Source organism: Rhizobium sp. UGM030330-04, from assembly GCF_003208455.1.
GTDB classification, from domain to species: domain Bacteria; phylum Pseudomonadota; class Alphaproteobacteria; order Rhizobiales; family Rhizobiaceae; genus Agrobacterium; species Agrobacterium rhizogenes_A.
The window spans coordinates 266,482-281,821 of the sequence record NZ_QKML01000006.1 but is presented as its reverse complement, the minus strand read 5'-3'; the positions used below and the strand labels follow the sequence as shown (position 1 = coordinate 281,821).

Here is a 15,340-nt window from a genome sequence, read left to right as displayed (position 1 = left end):
TTAGCTTTCCACGTCGAACATGTCGCGCAGGCCGTCGCCCAGCAGGTTGAAACCCAGCGTCACGTAAAGCACGGCCGCACCGGGGCAGAGCACTTCCCACCAGAAATCCGGCATGAACTGGCGCCCGTCGGCAACCATCGATCCAAGATCAGGAGTCGGCGGCTTGACGCCGAAACCGAGGAAGCTGAGCGTCGCGCCGAACAGGATGACGAAGGCGGCATCGAGCGTGGTCTTGACCGATATGACCGAGACGCAATTGGGCAGGATTTCGCGAAAGAGAATGTGCAGGGGCCCGGCACCGGCAAGACGCGCCGCCTCGATGTAGTCTTCCGAAGCGATTGACTTCGACACCGAATAGATCAGCCGCGCATGCCAGGTCCACCACAGCAGCGTGATCGCGATCATGGCGTTCGTCAGTGTCGGTTCCAGGAGGTTGGAGACCGCGAGCGCCATGACGAGCGGCGGCATGGCCAGCATCACGTTCGTCAGGCCGCTGATGAGTTTTTCGGTCCAGCCGCCGAAATAACCGGCGATGAGGCCAAGCACCGTGCCGACGGGAACCGAAATACCGAGCACGCCGATGACGAGAAGCAGCGAGACCCGCAGCCCGAAGATGGTACGGGAAAAGATATCGCGCCCGGCCTTGTCGGTGCCGAACCAGTGCTCCAGATCCGGCGGCATATGGCGGGCGCGGAAATCGACGACCGCGCCGATATGTTTCGGATAGGGCGTGAGCCATGGCGCGAAGACCGCCAGCACCAGCACCGACAGAAGGATCAGCGAACCGATAACCGCCGCCGGATTGCGGCTGAAGCGATACCACATCATATAACCGGCGCTTAAACCGCGATCGGTGGGTTCGAGCATTTTCATATCAGCCATCAGCGAGCCTCCTTGCGGCGCAGGCGCGGGTCGATGATCGAGATCAGGACATCCACGATCAGGTTCGCAACGATGAAGAACAGGCCGGCCACCAGCACCACGGCAGTGACGGCATTGAGGTCTTTCTGCAGGATGGCGTTCAACCCGTAGGAAGCGAACCCGCCCCAGGCGAAGACCATCTCGATCACGAAGGCATTGCCGATCAACGACGCAAATTCGAGGCCCATGATCGTCAGCGGCGCAATGGAAGAGAGCTTCAACAGGTAACGGAAGATGATCACCCGCTCCGGCACGCCGAAGCTCTGCAGGGTCAGCACATGGTCCTTGCGCTGGTTTTCAATCATCGAGGAGCGGGTAATGCGGGTGATCTGGCCGATGCCGGCCATGGAAAGCGCAAAAGCCGGCAGCGCAAGGTGTTTCAGCGCATCCAGCACCACATCGAACCGTCCGGCCAGCGTGCCGTCGATCAGGATGAAGCCCGTCGGGCCGCCCTGCCAGCCGAGCGAGTGATCGAGCCTGCCGATGATCGGCCAGCCGGAGAGAAACCGGGCGGCCAGCAATTGCAGCGTGATGGCGAAAAGAAAGCTCGGGATCGTCACCCCGGTGAGCGACAGGATGCGGCCGATATGGTCCAGCGGCCGGTCGCGGTAATGTGCGGTGATGACGCCCAGCGGAATGGCGACGGCGAACATGAAGACGACAGAGACCAACACCAGTTCGACGGTTGCCGGAACGGTCTGCGCCAGATCGGTGGTGACGGGGCGCTGCGACACCAGCGAAAAACCGAGATCGCCATGCAGCGCATTGCCGATGTAATCGAGATATTGGATGGCAAGCGGCTTATCGAGGCCCATCTCGCCGCGCAGCGCATCCACCTGCTCCTGCGTTGCCGCAGGACCCAGCGCCATGCGGGCGGGATCGCCGGGGACCACACGGGCGAGCCCGAAAATCATGATGGACAGGGCGATCATGACCAGCACGAAGGTGCCGAGCCTGTTCAAAATCGCGACCAGCGGATGTTGCTGCATCGGTGGAACGTTCCTTGTGCATCGGTTGCCGGAGCACAAGTTTTCACCAGATGGCGGTTTGAACAATTGCCGAAAGGTATAGTTTTTTGAAGAATGAGTATAGGTTTTTATATCTGGATGCCCTATCCCTTTTCCGATGACACTCCTGCCCCGTCCCCGCCTCCGCCACCGCATCGCCAGCGAAACCGCGGGCGTGGTATTTCTGCGTGCGCCAGCGGGGGCCGGAAAAAGCGTGCTGCTGGAGATGCTCGCGGAAGAACTGGGAACGCAGATATGCCGCACGCACCAGCCGCAAGGCGACGACGCGGCAAATGGCTGCCTGCTGTGGGACGTTCCGGTCTTTGCACGGGCGGTACGCATGCCCGCCCCCATTCTGGAGTCGGTGCGTTTCGTCGTCATCGCCTGCCGGCCGGACCAGCGGATCAGTGGCATGGCGCGGCACATCCTGCATCGCGGCTCGCTCACCATAGGATCGGACGAACTGGCCTTCAGGCAGGACGAGGCCGAAAGCCTTCCGCCTGAACAGAAGCATCTGGCACTCGAGGATTATGCGGGGTGGCCGGCCTTCCTGTCGCTGGCGCGCCTGCCGGACGAAACCTTATGCGCCGACTATTTGCGGGAAAGCTATCTGCCGCATCTTTCCCCTGCCCAAACGGTAGAACTGTCCTTCTGGCTCGAAAATCCCTCCGCAGACCCCGATGCGGACTGGAGCAAGCTTCTGCCGCCCTTTCTGACGGGAAAGCCCGACAATCACCGCACGCTGATACGGCTTCTGACGGTGGCGGCAAAAGAACGCCTCGCCACATTGCAGGCCGGCAGCGCCGTGGTGGAGGTCGCCTCGGCGTTCGAAAAGGCAGGGCGTTCACTAGCCGCCATGGCCATGCTGCTGGACCGCGGTTACGAGACCCATGCCGCACAAATCCTTGAGCGCGCCGACGGCCGTGAGTTGATCTACAGGAGCAGCGTCGACCGGTTTCGCGAAATCATCATGCGGTTTTCGCAGGATATGATCGCAGCCAATGAAACCGTGCTCTTTGCCGTCACCCGCGCGCTGCTGAAACAGGGTGAATTGCAACGCGTGCGCCATCTGCTCGGCAAGAGTCTCGGTTCGGATTACCTTGATCCGCTGAAGGTGCTTGCCCGTGGCTCGCGATTTTCCTTCGCCGCCCGCACCTTCCGGCTGAACCTGATGATCGCCGAAGACCTGACGCCCAATGACGCTGTCATAACGCGGCTCGGCGAGTTCATGGCCGATTATCCGATGGACGATCACGGCAAATGGGCAGCCTATTATAATGCGCTGCTGGAATTCGAAATTCGCCGCCGCAATTTCCGTGAGGCGGAGGCGGCTGCCGCCCGCGCGCTTATCTATCTGCGCAAGATGGGCGGGCAGCCCCTGCTGGAATTTTTCATCCACCTGCATCAGATCGTGCTGCGGTTGATGAGCGGCGATGTGCTTCTGGCCCGCCGGGCGGCGCAGGAGGCGCGCGCACGGCTGGAACTGGTGCCGCATGATGCCGTGCAGGAGTTCCGGATGTTACGGCTGGCGGAAGCCTGCCTTGCCTATGAAGCGGGAAAACCGCGCGACCTTCTGCATTTCGTCGAGCACGAATTCGATCACTTCGCCGCTGCCGAAATCTGGCCGAGCCTGATGCAATTTGCCCTGTTTTACGCCTCGCAGGTGTTGATCGACCATTTTCCGATGACCGTTCGCCCCGGCTTTCTCGATGGCCTGTGGATCCATCTTTCGGAAGGGCTGCAATTCCATGCGATGATGGAGATCAGGACGGCCATCGCCTATCAGAACGCCAACCGGTGGGCGGATGCGGCCGCGACGCTTTCGGCAATCCGCATGCCGATGGGCCGCAACTGGGTGGAAAGTGCCCATGAGGATCTTTCCCGCCTGACGCGGCGAGACGAAATCGCCTATGTCATGGCCTGGCTGCGCGATGCGGTGCATCTTTTCACGCCGCGCGCCTATCTCTCCCGCCAGATCGACGCGATGATCGCCAATCCCAAGGTCACCAATCGTGAAAAGGTCGCGCTGAGAATCTGGCAAAGCTATGCCGCGCAGCAGCGCCGCGACAATGCCGGCGCCCGCGCCCATATCCTCACCGCTCTTGAATCGGCAACCCGCCTTGGCTGCAACGGCGTGCTGTCGGAAGAGCGCGTCTTTCTGTCACCACTCCTGAACAATCGCCGCATCCGCAGTTTCATCGAAACCTCTTCCGATGTGCGCACCGCGCTGTCGATTTTTGCCGCCTCGGTCAACTCACCACAGGCACGCGCGCTGCATGGCGGGCTTTCCCAGCGGGAAGCGCAGATGCTGCAATTGCTGGCCAGCGGCATGTCGAACAAGAAGATCGCCCAGACGCTCAACATCTCGGAAGTGACGGTGAAGTTTCACCTCGGCAACCTGTTCCGCAAGCTGGATTGCAAACGCCGCGCGGAGGCGATCCGCGCGGCGAAAGCACTGGGCTGGCTGTAAGGGCTCAGCGGTTGTTCTTCTTGCGCCATTCGGCAAATGCCGTCTGGTGCTCTTCCTTGGTGCAGGGGTAAAGCCCGATGATCGTCTGGCCGGCCTTGACCTGCTCCACCACGAAGTCCTCATAAGCCGTCATTTCCACCGCCTCGGTCGCCACTTCATCGGCTATACCCGCCGGGATGACGATGACGCAATCAGCGTCGCCGACGATGATGTCCCCCGGAAAGACCGGCGCATCGCCGCAGCCGATCGGGCCGTTGATCTCGATAGCCTCGTGTTTGGTGAGGTTGGTGGGGCTCGAAGGGCGGGTGTGGTAAGCAGGGATATCCAGCTCGGCGATTGTGGCCGCATCACGGAAACCGCCATCCGAAACGATGCCCGCACCGCCGCGAACCATCAGGCGCGTAACGAGGATATCGCCGGCCGAAGCGGCAGTCGCATCCTTGCGGCTGTCCATCACAAGCACATGGCCCGGCGGGCAGGTCTCGATGGCGACGCGCTGCGGATGGGCGGGATTGCGGAATTCGACAAGCTGGTTGCGATCCTCACGGGCCGGCATGTAACGCAGGGTGAAGGCCGGGCCCACCATATTCGTGCCCTTGTAGCCAAGCGGGCGCACGCCCTGGATGACCTGGTTGCGCAGGCCGCGCTTGTAAAGCGCCGTCGCCAGCGTGGCGACGGAAATCGTCATCAGTTTTTCGCGCGTTTCATTGTTCATCTCTGTCTCCTCGCAGTGGGCGGATGGATGTGTTTCAAGTTCTGTGAATGGGCTCATCTGTGAAGATGCCGCCCTGATATTTCGCTATCGCGGCCTCCGGGTGGGGGCGCGGTACGTCGCGTTCGATTTCCGCCCGGTAATGTGCAGCATTGTCGCGCCGCTGCCAGCCGAGAAAATCGACATGGGAATTGTCCCACCAGCTGTCGTCATTGGCCGAAACGCCCCAGATGACCGGGCAGCCGAGTTTCGGCACACGGAAGGTAGCCTCGATCAGCGAGACGAAGTCGCCATAGCTCAGCCAGGTCGACAGCATCCGCCAGTTCGAGGGCTTTTCTTCGCAGGATCCGATGCGGACGATGGCCGTCTCCTGGCCGAATTTGGAATGATAGAGGCTTGCCATCGCCTCACCGAAAATCTTCGAGACGCCATAAAGGCCGTCCGGCAGAAAGGGTGTTTCCGGCTCAAGCTGCCGCCCCTGCGGATAATAACCGATCGTATGGTTGCTGGAAGCGAACAGAATCCGCGGCAGATCGTTTTGTCTCGCCGCCTCGTAAAGATTGTAGACGCCGCGAAGATTGGCGGCCTCGATGGGATCAAAAGCCTTTTCCACCGAAATACCACCGAGATGGACGATGCCGTCACAGCCCTTTACCAGTTCATGAACCGCCGCCTCGTCTTCGAGTTGGCAGCGAACAAGCTCCTCATGGGGGGCTGCCTCACCGAGATCGACGACGTCGGAAAGACGGATCGTTTCGGCGACATGGCCAAGCCGCCCGCGCAGCATGCTGCCCAGCTTGCCGCCGGCACCGGTGATGAGCAATCGCTTCAACATGTCGCGTCCTTAGAAAATATCGGGCTCGCCGGCGGTGCGGCCGAAATCCGTCTGCAGGAAGTCGAAATCGCAGCCTTGATCGGCCTGGGTGACGTGTTTGGAGAAGAGATACCCGTAACCGCGTTCATAACGCGGTGCTGGCGCCTGCCAGGCAGCCCGGCGCTGAGCGATTTCCTCTTCACTGACCAGCATGTCGAGACGGCGCTGCGGCAGATCGAGGCGGACGATATCGCCGGTCTTCAGGAGCGCCAGCGGGCCACCGACAAAGCTTTCCGGCGCGACATGCAGCACACAGGCGCCATAGGACGTGCCGGACATGCGGGCATCGGAAATACGCACCATGTCGCGGTGGCCCTTCTTGATCAGCGCCTTGGGGATCGGCAGCATGCCCCATTCCGGAAATCCGGGACCGCCGAGCGGACCGGCATTGCGCAGCACCAGAACATGATCCGGCGTGACATCGAGGTTCTCGTCATCAATCGCCTTCTTCATCTCGGGATAGCTGTCGAAGACCAGCGCGGGGCCTTCATGAATATGGTATTTCGGATCGCAGGCGGCGGGCTTTATGACGGCGCCATCAGGGCAAAGATTGCCGCGCAGCACCGCAAGCGAGCCTTCCGCATAGACAGGGTTATCGAGCGAGCGGATGACGTCGTCATTATAGACCTTCGCGCCTTCGAGGTTCTCGCCCATGCTGCGGCCGGTTACGGTCAGCACCGAACAGTCGAGACGGCTTTCCAACTGCTTCATCAGTGCGCGCAGACCGCCGGCGTAATAAAAGTCCTCCATCAGATAGTCTTTGCCGGAGGGGCGAACATTGGCGATCAGCGGCGTGATCCGGCCAAGCTCGTCCAGCTCATCGAGCGTCATTGGCACGCCGGCGCGCCGCGCCATGGCGATAAGATGCACGACGGCATTGGTGGAGCAACCCGTCGCCATGGCGACGATGGCGGCGTTGCGAAACGCGGTCGCGGTCAGGATACGGTCCGGCGTCAGCTCCTCGGCCACCATCTCCACGATACGCCGGCCGCAACCTGCCGACATGCGCTGATGTTCGGCATCCACCGCCGGAATGGAGGAAGCTCCCGGCAGGGTGAGGCCAAGCGCGTCCGTGATGGCGGTCATGGTCGAGGCGGTGCCCATGGTCATGCAGACCCCGGCGGAACGGGCGATGCCGCCCTGCACGCCACGCCATTCCTCGTCCGTGACGTTACCGGCACGACGCTCGTCCCAATATTTCCAGGCGTCCGAACCCGAACCCAGCACCTTGCCGGCATAGTTGCCGCGCAACATCGGGCCGGCCGGCAGATAGATCATCGGCACGCCGGCGGAGATCGCCCCCATGACGAGGCCGGGCGTCGTCTTGTCGCAACCGCCCATCAGCACCACGCCGTCAAGCGGATGCGAGCGGATCATCTCCTCCGTCTCCATGGCCAGCATGTTGCGGTAAAGCATCGATGTCGGCTTGGTGAAGCTTTCGTCCACCGAGAGCGACGGCATTTCGACGGGAAAACCACCCGCCTGCAGCACACCGCGTTTCACATCCTTCACCCTTTCAGGGAAATGCGAATGACAGGTGTTCAGCTCCGACCAGGTATTGAGGATACCGATGACGGGTTTGCCGACAAAATCCTCCTCCGCATAACCAAGCTGCATCATGCGCGAACGGTGGCCGAAGCTGCGCAGGTCATCGGGTGCGAACCAGCGGTCGGAGCGGAGTTTTTTATCGGTCATGTCAATGATCCTACGTTGCGGGTTGCGCTTAAGGCTGTCAGTCCTGCCGGAGCGTCAGCCCGCTCGTCGTGTCGAAAAGATGGATATGTTCCAGCGGCGCCGACAAACGGATGACTTCGTCCGCCGATGTCGAGGTCTGGCCGGAAAGATGCAGCGTCACCCGGGTGCCATCGCCGAGCGTGCCGTAAAGATAGGATTCGCCGCCCAGCTGCTCGGCCGTGCGCACCGACATGGTCAGCGCGCCTTCGCCACCCGCCTGCACATGGTTCGGGCGGATGCCGAGCGTCACCTTCTGGCCGGGCCTGTAGGCAAAACCGGTCTGCGGCAGAGGGATCAGCTCGCCCGTGGCGATCTTGAGCGACGGCGCTGCATCCGAAGTTACTTCGCCGGCAAAGAAATTCATCTTCGGCGAACCGATGAAGCCTGCCACGAAAAGATTGGCTGGGCGGTTATAAAGATCGAGCGGCACGCCGAACTGTTCGAGCTTGCCGGCGCGCAGAACGGCGATCTTGTCGGCCATGGTCATGGCCTCCACCTGATCGTGCGTCACATAGATCATGGTATTGCCGAGCCGCCGGTGCAGGCTGGAAATCTCCCCGCGCATATCGACGCGCAATTCCGCATCGAGGTTGGAAAGCGGCTCGTCGAAAAGGAACACGCGCGGCTCGCGCACCACGGCGCGGCCGATGGCGACGCGCTGGCGCTGGCCGCCCGACAGGTCCTTGGGGCGACGCTCGAGAAGCTGGTCGATCTGCAGCATCTTGGCGACCTGGGCGATCTTTTCGGCGATGTCCTTCTTGGGTGTGCCGATATTTTCAAGCCCGAAAGAGAGGTTTTCGCGCACGGTCATATGCGGATAAAGGGCATAGGACTGGAACACCATGGCAAGGCCACGATCCGCGGCCGGCACCGTGTTGACCACATCGCCGCCGATGACGATATCGCCGCCGCTCAGTTCCTCGAGACCCGAGATCATGCGCAGCAGGGTCGACTTGCCGCAGCCGGAGGGGCCGACGAAAACGCAGAATTCGCCGTGTTTGATATCGAGATCCACACCCTTGATCACATCGAGGGCACCATATGTCTTTTTGACCTGACGAAGCTCTATACTTGCCATTGTCGTGTTTCCTCCCTGAGGATTATTTGCCGCCCGTCGATGCAATGCCGGTGGCGATGTATTTTTGCAGGAACATGAAGACCAGCGCGATCGGGGCGAGTGTCAGCACCGTCATGGCCAGAAGATTGCTCCATTCCGTCGTCATCTCCCCCTGGAAGGAGTTGAGCGCCAGCTGCAGGGTGAAGTTGTCGTTGCGGGTCAGCACGATCAGCGGCCAGAGGAAGTCGTTCCAGCGCCACATGATCGCAAGGATCGCCAGAACCGCAAGCGCCGGCGCCGAGAGCGGCAGGATGATGCGCCAGTAGATTTTCCACTCGCTGGCCTTGTCCATACGCGCCGCATCGAGGATTTCATCCGGGATCGTCAGCATGTATTGCCGCAGCAGGAAGACGCCGGTCGGTGTCGCCGCCCCTGGAATGATGACGCCCCAGAGACTGTTGATCATGCCGAGCTGGCTGGTAATGAGAAACAGCGGCACCAGCACGACCGTTTGCGGGATCATCAGCGTGCCGACAACCAGCGCCAGCACCACGCCCCTGCCCTTGAACTGGTATTTCGAGAGCGCGAAGGCCGCCATGGAATTGACGATCAGCATGATGAGCGTGGACGTCACCGTAATGAAGGTCGAGTTCCAGAAATAAAGCGGGAAATTGAAGCGCTGGAAAAGCTCGGTGTAGTTTTCCGTCGCCAGCGCCACCTTTTCGGCAGGCTTCAGCTCGTTGAACTGCATCTTCAGGACTTCGGCTGGCTTGGCCGGGTCGACCACCTGGGCAACGAGACCGATGCGGCGCACCATGCCGAACTTGCGGCCATCCTTGTCGACATAGGCCGGCAGCGGCGCCGGCTGCCCATCCACCACCACGGTTTCCTGCGTATAGGGCAGAAGACGCGGCGGAAAGCGCTGCAGATCGGCCTCCGTCTTGAACGAGGAGAGCACCAGCCAGACGACGGGACCGAACATCATCAGCACCGCCACGCCGAGATAGGCGTAGGACAGCCAGTCGGTCCAGTGCAGCTTGCCGTTGCGGCCGCGGGTACGGGTCAGAAATGCGCCAATCCTAGCCATCGACCTTGCTCCTGTTTGCCCGGAATTGCAGCGCGGTCAGCACCACGAGCACCACGGCGAGCAGCAGCGAAGCGGCAGCCGCAAGGCCGAAATTGCGGGGCGTCCCGGCAAAGCCGGTCTGATAGATGAACTGAATGATGAAGGTGGTCGCCGAACCGGGGCCGCCACCCGTGAAGGCAAAGACTTCATCGAAGGTCTGCACGCCCTTGATGAGCGACAGGACGAGAACGACGAGCATGGTGGGCGCAAGCAACGGCAGGGTAATGCGCCGGAAAATGCGCCACGGGCTCGCCTTGTCAAGCTGCGCCGCCTCATAGACATCACGCGGGATCGCCTGCAGGCCGGCCAGAAGAATGAGCGTGTAGAAACCCATATGCGCCCAGACCGACAGGAACACGGACCAGCCGAAGGCAAGGTTGGCTTCGAGCAGCCAATCGACCGAACCGAGGCCGAGCCCCTCCATCGCCGCGTTAAGAACGCCGAAACGCTGGAGAATCCACTTCCAGATCAGCGCGACAACGACGGGCGAGAGCAGAACCGGGAAGAAGAACACCGCGCGGAAGAACCCGCGCGCCCGGATATCGCGGTTGAGCACGATGGCCGTTATCAGCGAGAAGCCGACCATGAAACCAACCTGCAGCACCACAAAGAAAACCGTATTCCAGACCGAGCGCCAGAACAGGTCGCGCTGACAGGAATTGGGGTCGAGGTAATTCTGACAGGAAAGAAGGACCGAAAAGTTTTCACCGCCCACCGAAGGGCGCTCGGAAAGCAATATGTGTTCGCTGCCGGTCACGGAATAGGCCATGTTCAGCAGGATCGGCAGAAAGGCGAAGACCGCAAACAGGATCAGGTTGGGTGTGAGAAACACCCAGGCGATCCGCCGGTGGCCGAGAACCTTCTGCAGAAAGGCGAAGGGCAGTTCGACGATGCCCATGACGGGCGCAAGAAATTTATACATGAGGGTCCTCCTTCGATCCGGCGCGGCGCGGCATGCGCCGCGCCGGAAGGCGATGGATCACTTCGCCTGTTTCAACGCTTCCTCGAGGTCCGTCTTCGCGCGGGCCATGGCCTCATCGACGGTGCTTTCACCGACGATGGCCTGCGTGATGCGCTGGACGGAGATGTTGAACATGGCGCGATTGTTCTTGTAACCCTGATAGGTATAGGCAATCGGGCTGAGGCCGGGAATCTGGTCCAGCCAGGCATTCATGGCCTTCTGCGTCGCAGGCGTCGCACCGGTATAGGTCACGCCCTTGTCGGCCACGGCCTTGTGGGCCGGAACGTTGCGGGTGCGCACGGTGAAGTCGAGATAATTCTCGTCCTGCGCCAAGAAGTTCAGAATGTCTGCAACGATCTTCGGGTTCTTGGTCTGCTTGAAGCCGACGATGCCGGTTCCACCGGGCATGCCGGTGCAGGCTGCGCCACCGCAGGGCTGCGGCACAACTTCCCAGTCGAACGCGTCACCCACCTGGCTGTCGAAGCGCGCGGTCTGCCAGCTGCCGGAATAATAATAGACGAGCTGGCCGTTGATGAATTCCTGCGCGGCGTCGCGATAGGTATTGCCGCCCTGCCCAGCCCAGACGTCACGCGCCATGGTGCCGTCCTTGTTCCATTCGACGAATTTCTTCACGAAGGTCGTGAAGCCTTCATCGACCAGAATTGGCTTACCATCAGCATCGAAAATCTTCGCGCCATAGGAAATGGCCGGGCCGGCAATGCGGTGTCCGGAACGGTCGATGGCCATCGGGTAAGGCGTGCCGGTTGCCTTGGCGACGGCATTTGCAGCCTTCGCCCAGTCGTCCAGCGTCGCATCCTTGCCGGGAACGGCGACGTTTGCCTGATCGAACAAAGTGCGGTTGATGAAGGCGCCGGTGATGGTGAGCTGGGTATGCATGCCGTAGATGCCCTTGTCGTCAGGGCCGCTGCGGTACCATTTCAGCACGTTCGAGAAATTGTCTTCCCAATATTTCGCATCCACATAGGGCGTGAGATCGAGATAATAGCGGTTGAGGCCGCCAAGGTCGGTCACGGTTGCGAAATCCGGGCCGCTGCCGCCGGCGAGCTGCACGGGCAGACCTTCCAGCAGCGCCTTATAGGGCACGACGTCAGTGACGATCTTCACGTCCGGGTGCTGCTTTTCGTAACGCGCGAGAATATCTTTCAGAATTTCGCAGCCGTTGCCGTCATAAGCGCAGGTGAAGCGCACTTCCTCAGCCGCCTGTGCGGCGCCTGCAAAGGACGCCGCGCCAATGGCGAGCGCCAATGCCATGCTGTATTTACCGATCATCTCTTTTCCTCCCTTAGATGATTATGCGTTGGCGGATGTGCGCGGAGCCCAGCCCTTGATCCACTCGCCTTCGGCGGCGTCAGACAGGCGAACCGGCTTTCCTTCCCGCACCGAGCGATAGATGGCGGTGACGAGTTCGATGGACTGCAAGCCATCGTTCACAGTCACTTCCTTGCCGCCGCGTCCTTCCATTGCGTCGGCAATGGCTTCGACAAAACCGGCAAAACCGTTTTCGCCATCGGCCACCGTCGCCAGAACGGCGTCGATCTGGTCCTGCGTGGTCGGCGCACGGGCGATGAAACGCCATGTGTCTTCGGCCGGACGATAGGGCAGCGTGCCGCTTTCGGCGGTGAAGCCCTCGAAGCAGAAGCGCAGGCGGGACGTATCTTCGGCGGCACCGAGCGTCACCGAGCTCGTCGCCAGCGCACCGCTTTTCATGCGGAAGCTGAGTGCCGCGCAGTCTTCGGTTTCGATCTTGTTGACGCGCGTATCGGCCATGGCGAACACTTCGTCGACGGGACCGAGAACATGGCAGAGAAGATCATGGGCGTGAATGGCATGACCGAGGATCGCGCCACCGCATTCGCCCTTCCATGTACCGCGCCAGGGAATGTCGTAATAGCTGGCGCCACGGTTCCAGTGAACTTCCGAGCTCGCGACAAAGGCCTTGCCCGCAAGGCCGGCATCGATGAGCGCACGCAGCTGCCGCATCGCATGTCCGAAACGGTACTGGAAGACGGGAAACACGCCACGGCCGGTCTTCTTGACGGAGTCGATCAGCGCATTTGCCTCTTCAAGCGAGCGAACAAGCGGCTTTTCGCAGACCACGTCCTTGCCCGCCGCATGCGCCTTCAGCGTTACGGGGAAATGCAGGTGCGGCGGCAGGCAGACGTCGATGAGCTGGATGCTCTCATCCGCCAGAACCTCGTCGAGATCGGTCGTCAGACGAATGGACGTATCCTCACCCACGACGGAACGGGCGCGCTCCAGATCGAGGTCGCAGATCGCCTTGACGACGAAGCGCTTCGGCAGGGCCCGATAGCCGCTCAGATGCTGGGCGCCGATGCCGGCGCCAATGATGGCAACACCGATCATTTCGAAGCTCCTTCGGCCTTGGCCTGCGCCTGCAACGACAGGTCGCATACCTTGAACACATGCTCCTGCGTCATCGCCGTTTCGGTGCGGTTGCGGATGTCGTCGCACAGGCGGCCGAAATAGGGCAGGCCTGCATCGGAGGCGTCGATATATTCGCAGCGGTCGCCATTCACGAGAACGAGGCGGTCGGTGCCTTCCTTGTTGCCGACATCGACATATTTACGCAGTTCGATGTAGCCCTCGGTGCCGAGGATGGTGAGGCGGCCGTCACCCCAGGTCGGCAGCGCATCGGGCGTGTACCAGTCGACGCGGATATAGCCGTGGCCCTTGTCGCCGCGCAGCACCACTTCACCGAAATCCTGCAGACCCGGATCATCAGGGTTGGCATAGTTGGCAACGGTGGCAGCCACGATCTCCACTTCGGTCGAGCCGGTGAAGAACATGAACTGGTCGATCTGGTGGCTGGCGATATCGGTGATGATGCCGCCGTAAGCTTCCCGTTCGAAGAACCACTTCGGGCGGATCTGGCGGTTCAGACGATGCGGGCCGAGGCCGACGGTCTGAATGACGCGGCCGATGGCGCCCTGCGCAACGAGTTCGGCCGCCTTGGTCACGCTCGGAACTTCAAAACGCTCGGAGAAATCGACGGTCCAGATACGCTTGGTCTTAGCCACGGTCTGGCGAAGGCGATCGAGCTGTTCGAAAGTGGTGCAGCCGGGCTTGTCGGACATGACGTCCTTGCCCGCTTCCATGGCGGCAATCGCCAGATCGGCCCGCTTGGAAGGAATATCAGCGATCACCACGAGATCGACGGTGCCATCGGCAAGCAGAGCCTCTTTCGATGCCGCGCGCGGCACGGTCGGGAAGCGCTTGACGAAGCCTTCCACCACGTCGGGTTCGCCTTCGGTCCACCAGCCAGCGAATTCCGCGCCGGCGTCCAGCAGGTTCTGGGCCATGCCGAAAATGTGCCGGTGCTCTATGCCGAGAGCGACGAACTTGATTGCTTTAGTCATCCTGCAGTTCCACTTCCTTGCCGGTATCGGCCGAGTTGATGATCGCGTCGATCAATCTGTGAGACAAAAGAGCCGCTTCACCGGTGACGACCGGCGCGCGCCCTGAGGAGATGGCGTCTGCGAAATCCTCGAAGACGCCCTGATGCCATTCATGCGTGAAAGCCATGGGGTCGGCGCCACCACCCGTGCCGGATGCCGCGCCGCCAAAGGTCTCCTGCCGGCCATCGCGCCAGTCGACATGCAGGAGGCCCGAGGCGAGCCGCAGGCTGGCATTGTCGAAATGCAGGACAATCGATTCCGGAGCACCGGGGAAACTTGCGGTGCTTGCCACCAGCGAGCCAACGGCGCCATTTTTGAAGCGCAGGCCGGCCGCGACATAATCCTCGGTTTCCATGCGATGAAACCGTGTCGTCGCCGCCATGGCCTGAACGCGCGAGACCGGCCCGGCGAGGCTCAGCGCCAGATCGATGGTATGAATTGCCTGAGAGATCAGGACACCGCCGCCGTCGCGGGCCAGTGTGCCCCGGCCGGGTTCATCATAATAGGATTGCCCGCGCCACCACGGCACGGAAATTTCGCAGAGACCGAGCGCCCCAAGCGTCCCGCCATCCACAAGCTCACGGGCTTTTTGCGATGCAGCCCGCATACGGTGCTGGAAGATGATGCCGAGCGTGACGCCGGCGTCACGACAGAGGGCGACAAGGCCGCCGGCCTCCTGCGTGTTACGGGCGACGGGCTTTTCCATCAGAATGTGTTTGCCCGCCTTTGCGAGCTGTCCGACGATATCGATGCGGGCATTCGGCGGCGTTGCGACGATGGCAAAATCGACATCCACATCGCGTGCGGCTTCCTCCACCGAGGAATAAACGACGACCTCATATCCGGCGTGTTTCGACGCTTCGGCGGCCAGCGCCCTGGCGCGGCCGGAGCCACCGTCGACCAAACCCTTCAGGCGAATTTTTTCCGGACTTGCCGCACAGGCGAGCACATGCGTCTTCGCCACCATTCCGGCGCCGACGATGACGCAGGTCTTGATATTTTGCATTTCGGGAGCCTCCTTCCCAATAAGCGATCATTTGC

The 15,340-nt window shown here is 61.3% G+C and carries 13 protein-coding genes; 1 reads left to right on the top strand and 12 read right to left on the bottom strand.

The window, feature by feature from the left end; translation table 11 throughout:
• Both N434_RS11880 and N434_RS11875 read right to left on the bottom strand, forming a co-directional pair.
• A complete protein-coding gene (locus N434_RS11880; protein WP_006698626.1) occupies nucleotides 1–882 on the bottom strand; it encodes an ABC transporter permease in 882 nt (293 codons plus the stop codon).
• Entirely contained in the window at nucleotides 882–1,910 is a 1,029-nt protein-coding gene (locus N434_RS11875; protein WP_110757930.1) for an ABC transporter permease, read from the bottom strand. Before N434_RS11875 ends, N434_RS11880 begins: the two co-directional genes overlap by 1 nt.
• A gap of 136 nt (nucleotides 1,911–2,046) precedes the next feature.
• Between N434_RS11875 and N434_RS11870 the strand changes: the two genes are divergently transcribed.
• The gene (locus N434_RS11870) at nucleotides 2,047–4,398 is read left to right on the top strand and encodes a helix-turn-helix transcriptional regulator (protein WP_181423953.1); all 2,352 of its coding nucleotides are present in this window, start codon (nucleotides 2,047–2,049) and stop codon (nucleotides 4,396–4,398) included.
• 4 nt (nucleotides 4,399–4,402) lie between these two features.
• Here the strand turns inward: N434_RS11870 and N434_RS11865 are convergent, their stop codons facing one another.
• The 10 genes from N434_RS11865 to N434_RS11820 are packed head-to-tail and all read right to left on the bottom strand — an operon-like array spanning nucleotide 4,403 to nucleotide 15,305.
• Nucleotides 4,403–5,113, bottom strand: coding sequence for a ribonuclease activity regulator RraA (locus N434_RS11865; RefSeq protein ID WP_110757928.1), 711 nt, complete (start codon nucleotides 5,111–5,113; stop codon nucleotides 4,403–4,405).
• Nucleotides 5,114–5,147: 34 nt separating this feature from the next.
• Nucleotides 5,148–5,945 (bottom strand): NAD-dependent epimerase/dehydratase family protein, encoded by a 798-nt coding sequence (locus tag N434_RS11860; RefSeq protein ID WP_110757926.1) that lies wholly within the window; start codon nucleotides 5,943–5,945, stop codon nucleotides 5,148–5,150.
• 9 nt (nucleotides 5,946–5,954) lie between these two features.
• Nucleotides 5,955–7,679, bottom strand: coding sequence for an L-arabinonate dehydratase (araD, locus tag N434_RS11855; RefSeq protein ID WP_110757924.1), 1,725 nt, complete (start codon nucleotides 7,677–7,679; stop codon nucleotides 5,955–5,957).
• Nucleotides 7,680–7,716: 37 nt separating this feature from the next.
• The gene (locus tag N434_RS11850; protein ID WP_065117532.1) at nucleotides 7,717–8,796 is read right to left on the bottom strand and encodes an ABC transporter ATP-binding protein; all 1,080 of its coding nucleotides are present in this window, start codon (nucleotides 8,794–8,796) and stop codon (nucleotides 7,717–7,719) included.
• Between the two features lie 22 nt (nucleotides 8,797–8,818).
• The gene (locus N434_RS11845) at nucleotides 8,819–9,862 is read right to left on the bottom strand and encodes a carbohydrate ABC transporter permease (protein WP_110757922.1); all 1,044 of its coding nucleotides are present in this window, start codon (nucleotides 9,860–9,862) and stop codon (nucleotides 8,819–8,821) included.
• Nucleotides 9,855–10,823, bottom strand: coding sequence for a carbohydrate ABC transporter permease (locus N434_RS11840; RefSeq protein ID WP_110757921.1), 969 nt, complete (start codon nucleotides 10,821–10,823; stop codon nucleotides 9,855–9,857). The genes N434_RS11845 and N434_RS11840 overlap by 8 nt, the downstream gene beginning before the upstream one ends.
• A gap of 57 nt (nucleotides 10,824–10,880) precedes the next feature.
• On the bottom strand, nucleotides 10,881–12,152 hold the full coding sequence (locus N434_RS11835; RefSeq protein WP_065117530.1) for an ABC transporter substrate-binding protein: 1,272 nt from the start codon (nucleotides 12,150–12,152) through the stop codon (nucleotides 10,881–10,883).
• Nucleotides 12,153–12,173: 21 nt separating this feature from the next.
• Nucleotides 12,174–13,247: a Gfo/Idh/MocA family protein gene (locus N434_RS11830; protein WP_110757919.1), complete on the bottom strand. Its 1,074-nt coding sequence runs from the start codon at nucleotides 13,245–13,247 to the stop codon at nucleotides 12,174–12,176.
• Entirely contained in the window at nucleotides 13,244–14,260 is a 1,017-nt protein-coding gene (locus N434_RS11825) for a Gfo/Idh/MocA family protein (protein ID WP_110757918.1), read from the bottom strand. The genes N434_RS11830 and N434_RS11825 overlap by 4 nt, the downstream gene beginning before the upstream one ends.
• Nucleotides 14,253–15,305 (bottom strand): Gfo/Idh/MocA family protein, encoded by a 1,053-nt coding sequence (locus N434_RS11820; RefSeq protein WP_110757916.1) that lies wholly within the window; start codon nucleotides 15,303–15,305, stop codon nucleotides 14,253–14,255. Before N434_RS11820 ends, N434_RS11825 begins: the two co-directional genes overlap by 8 nt.
• Nucleotides 15,306–15,340: the final 35 nt, after the last annotated feature.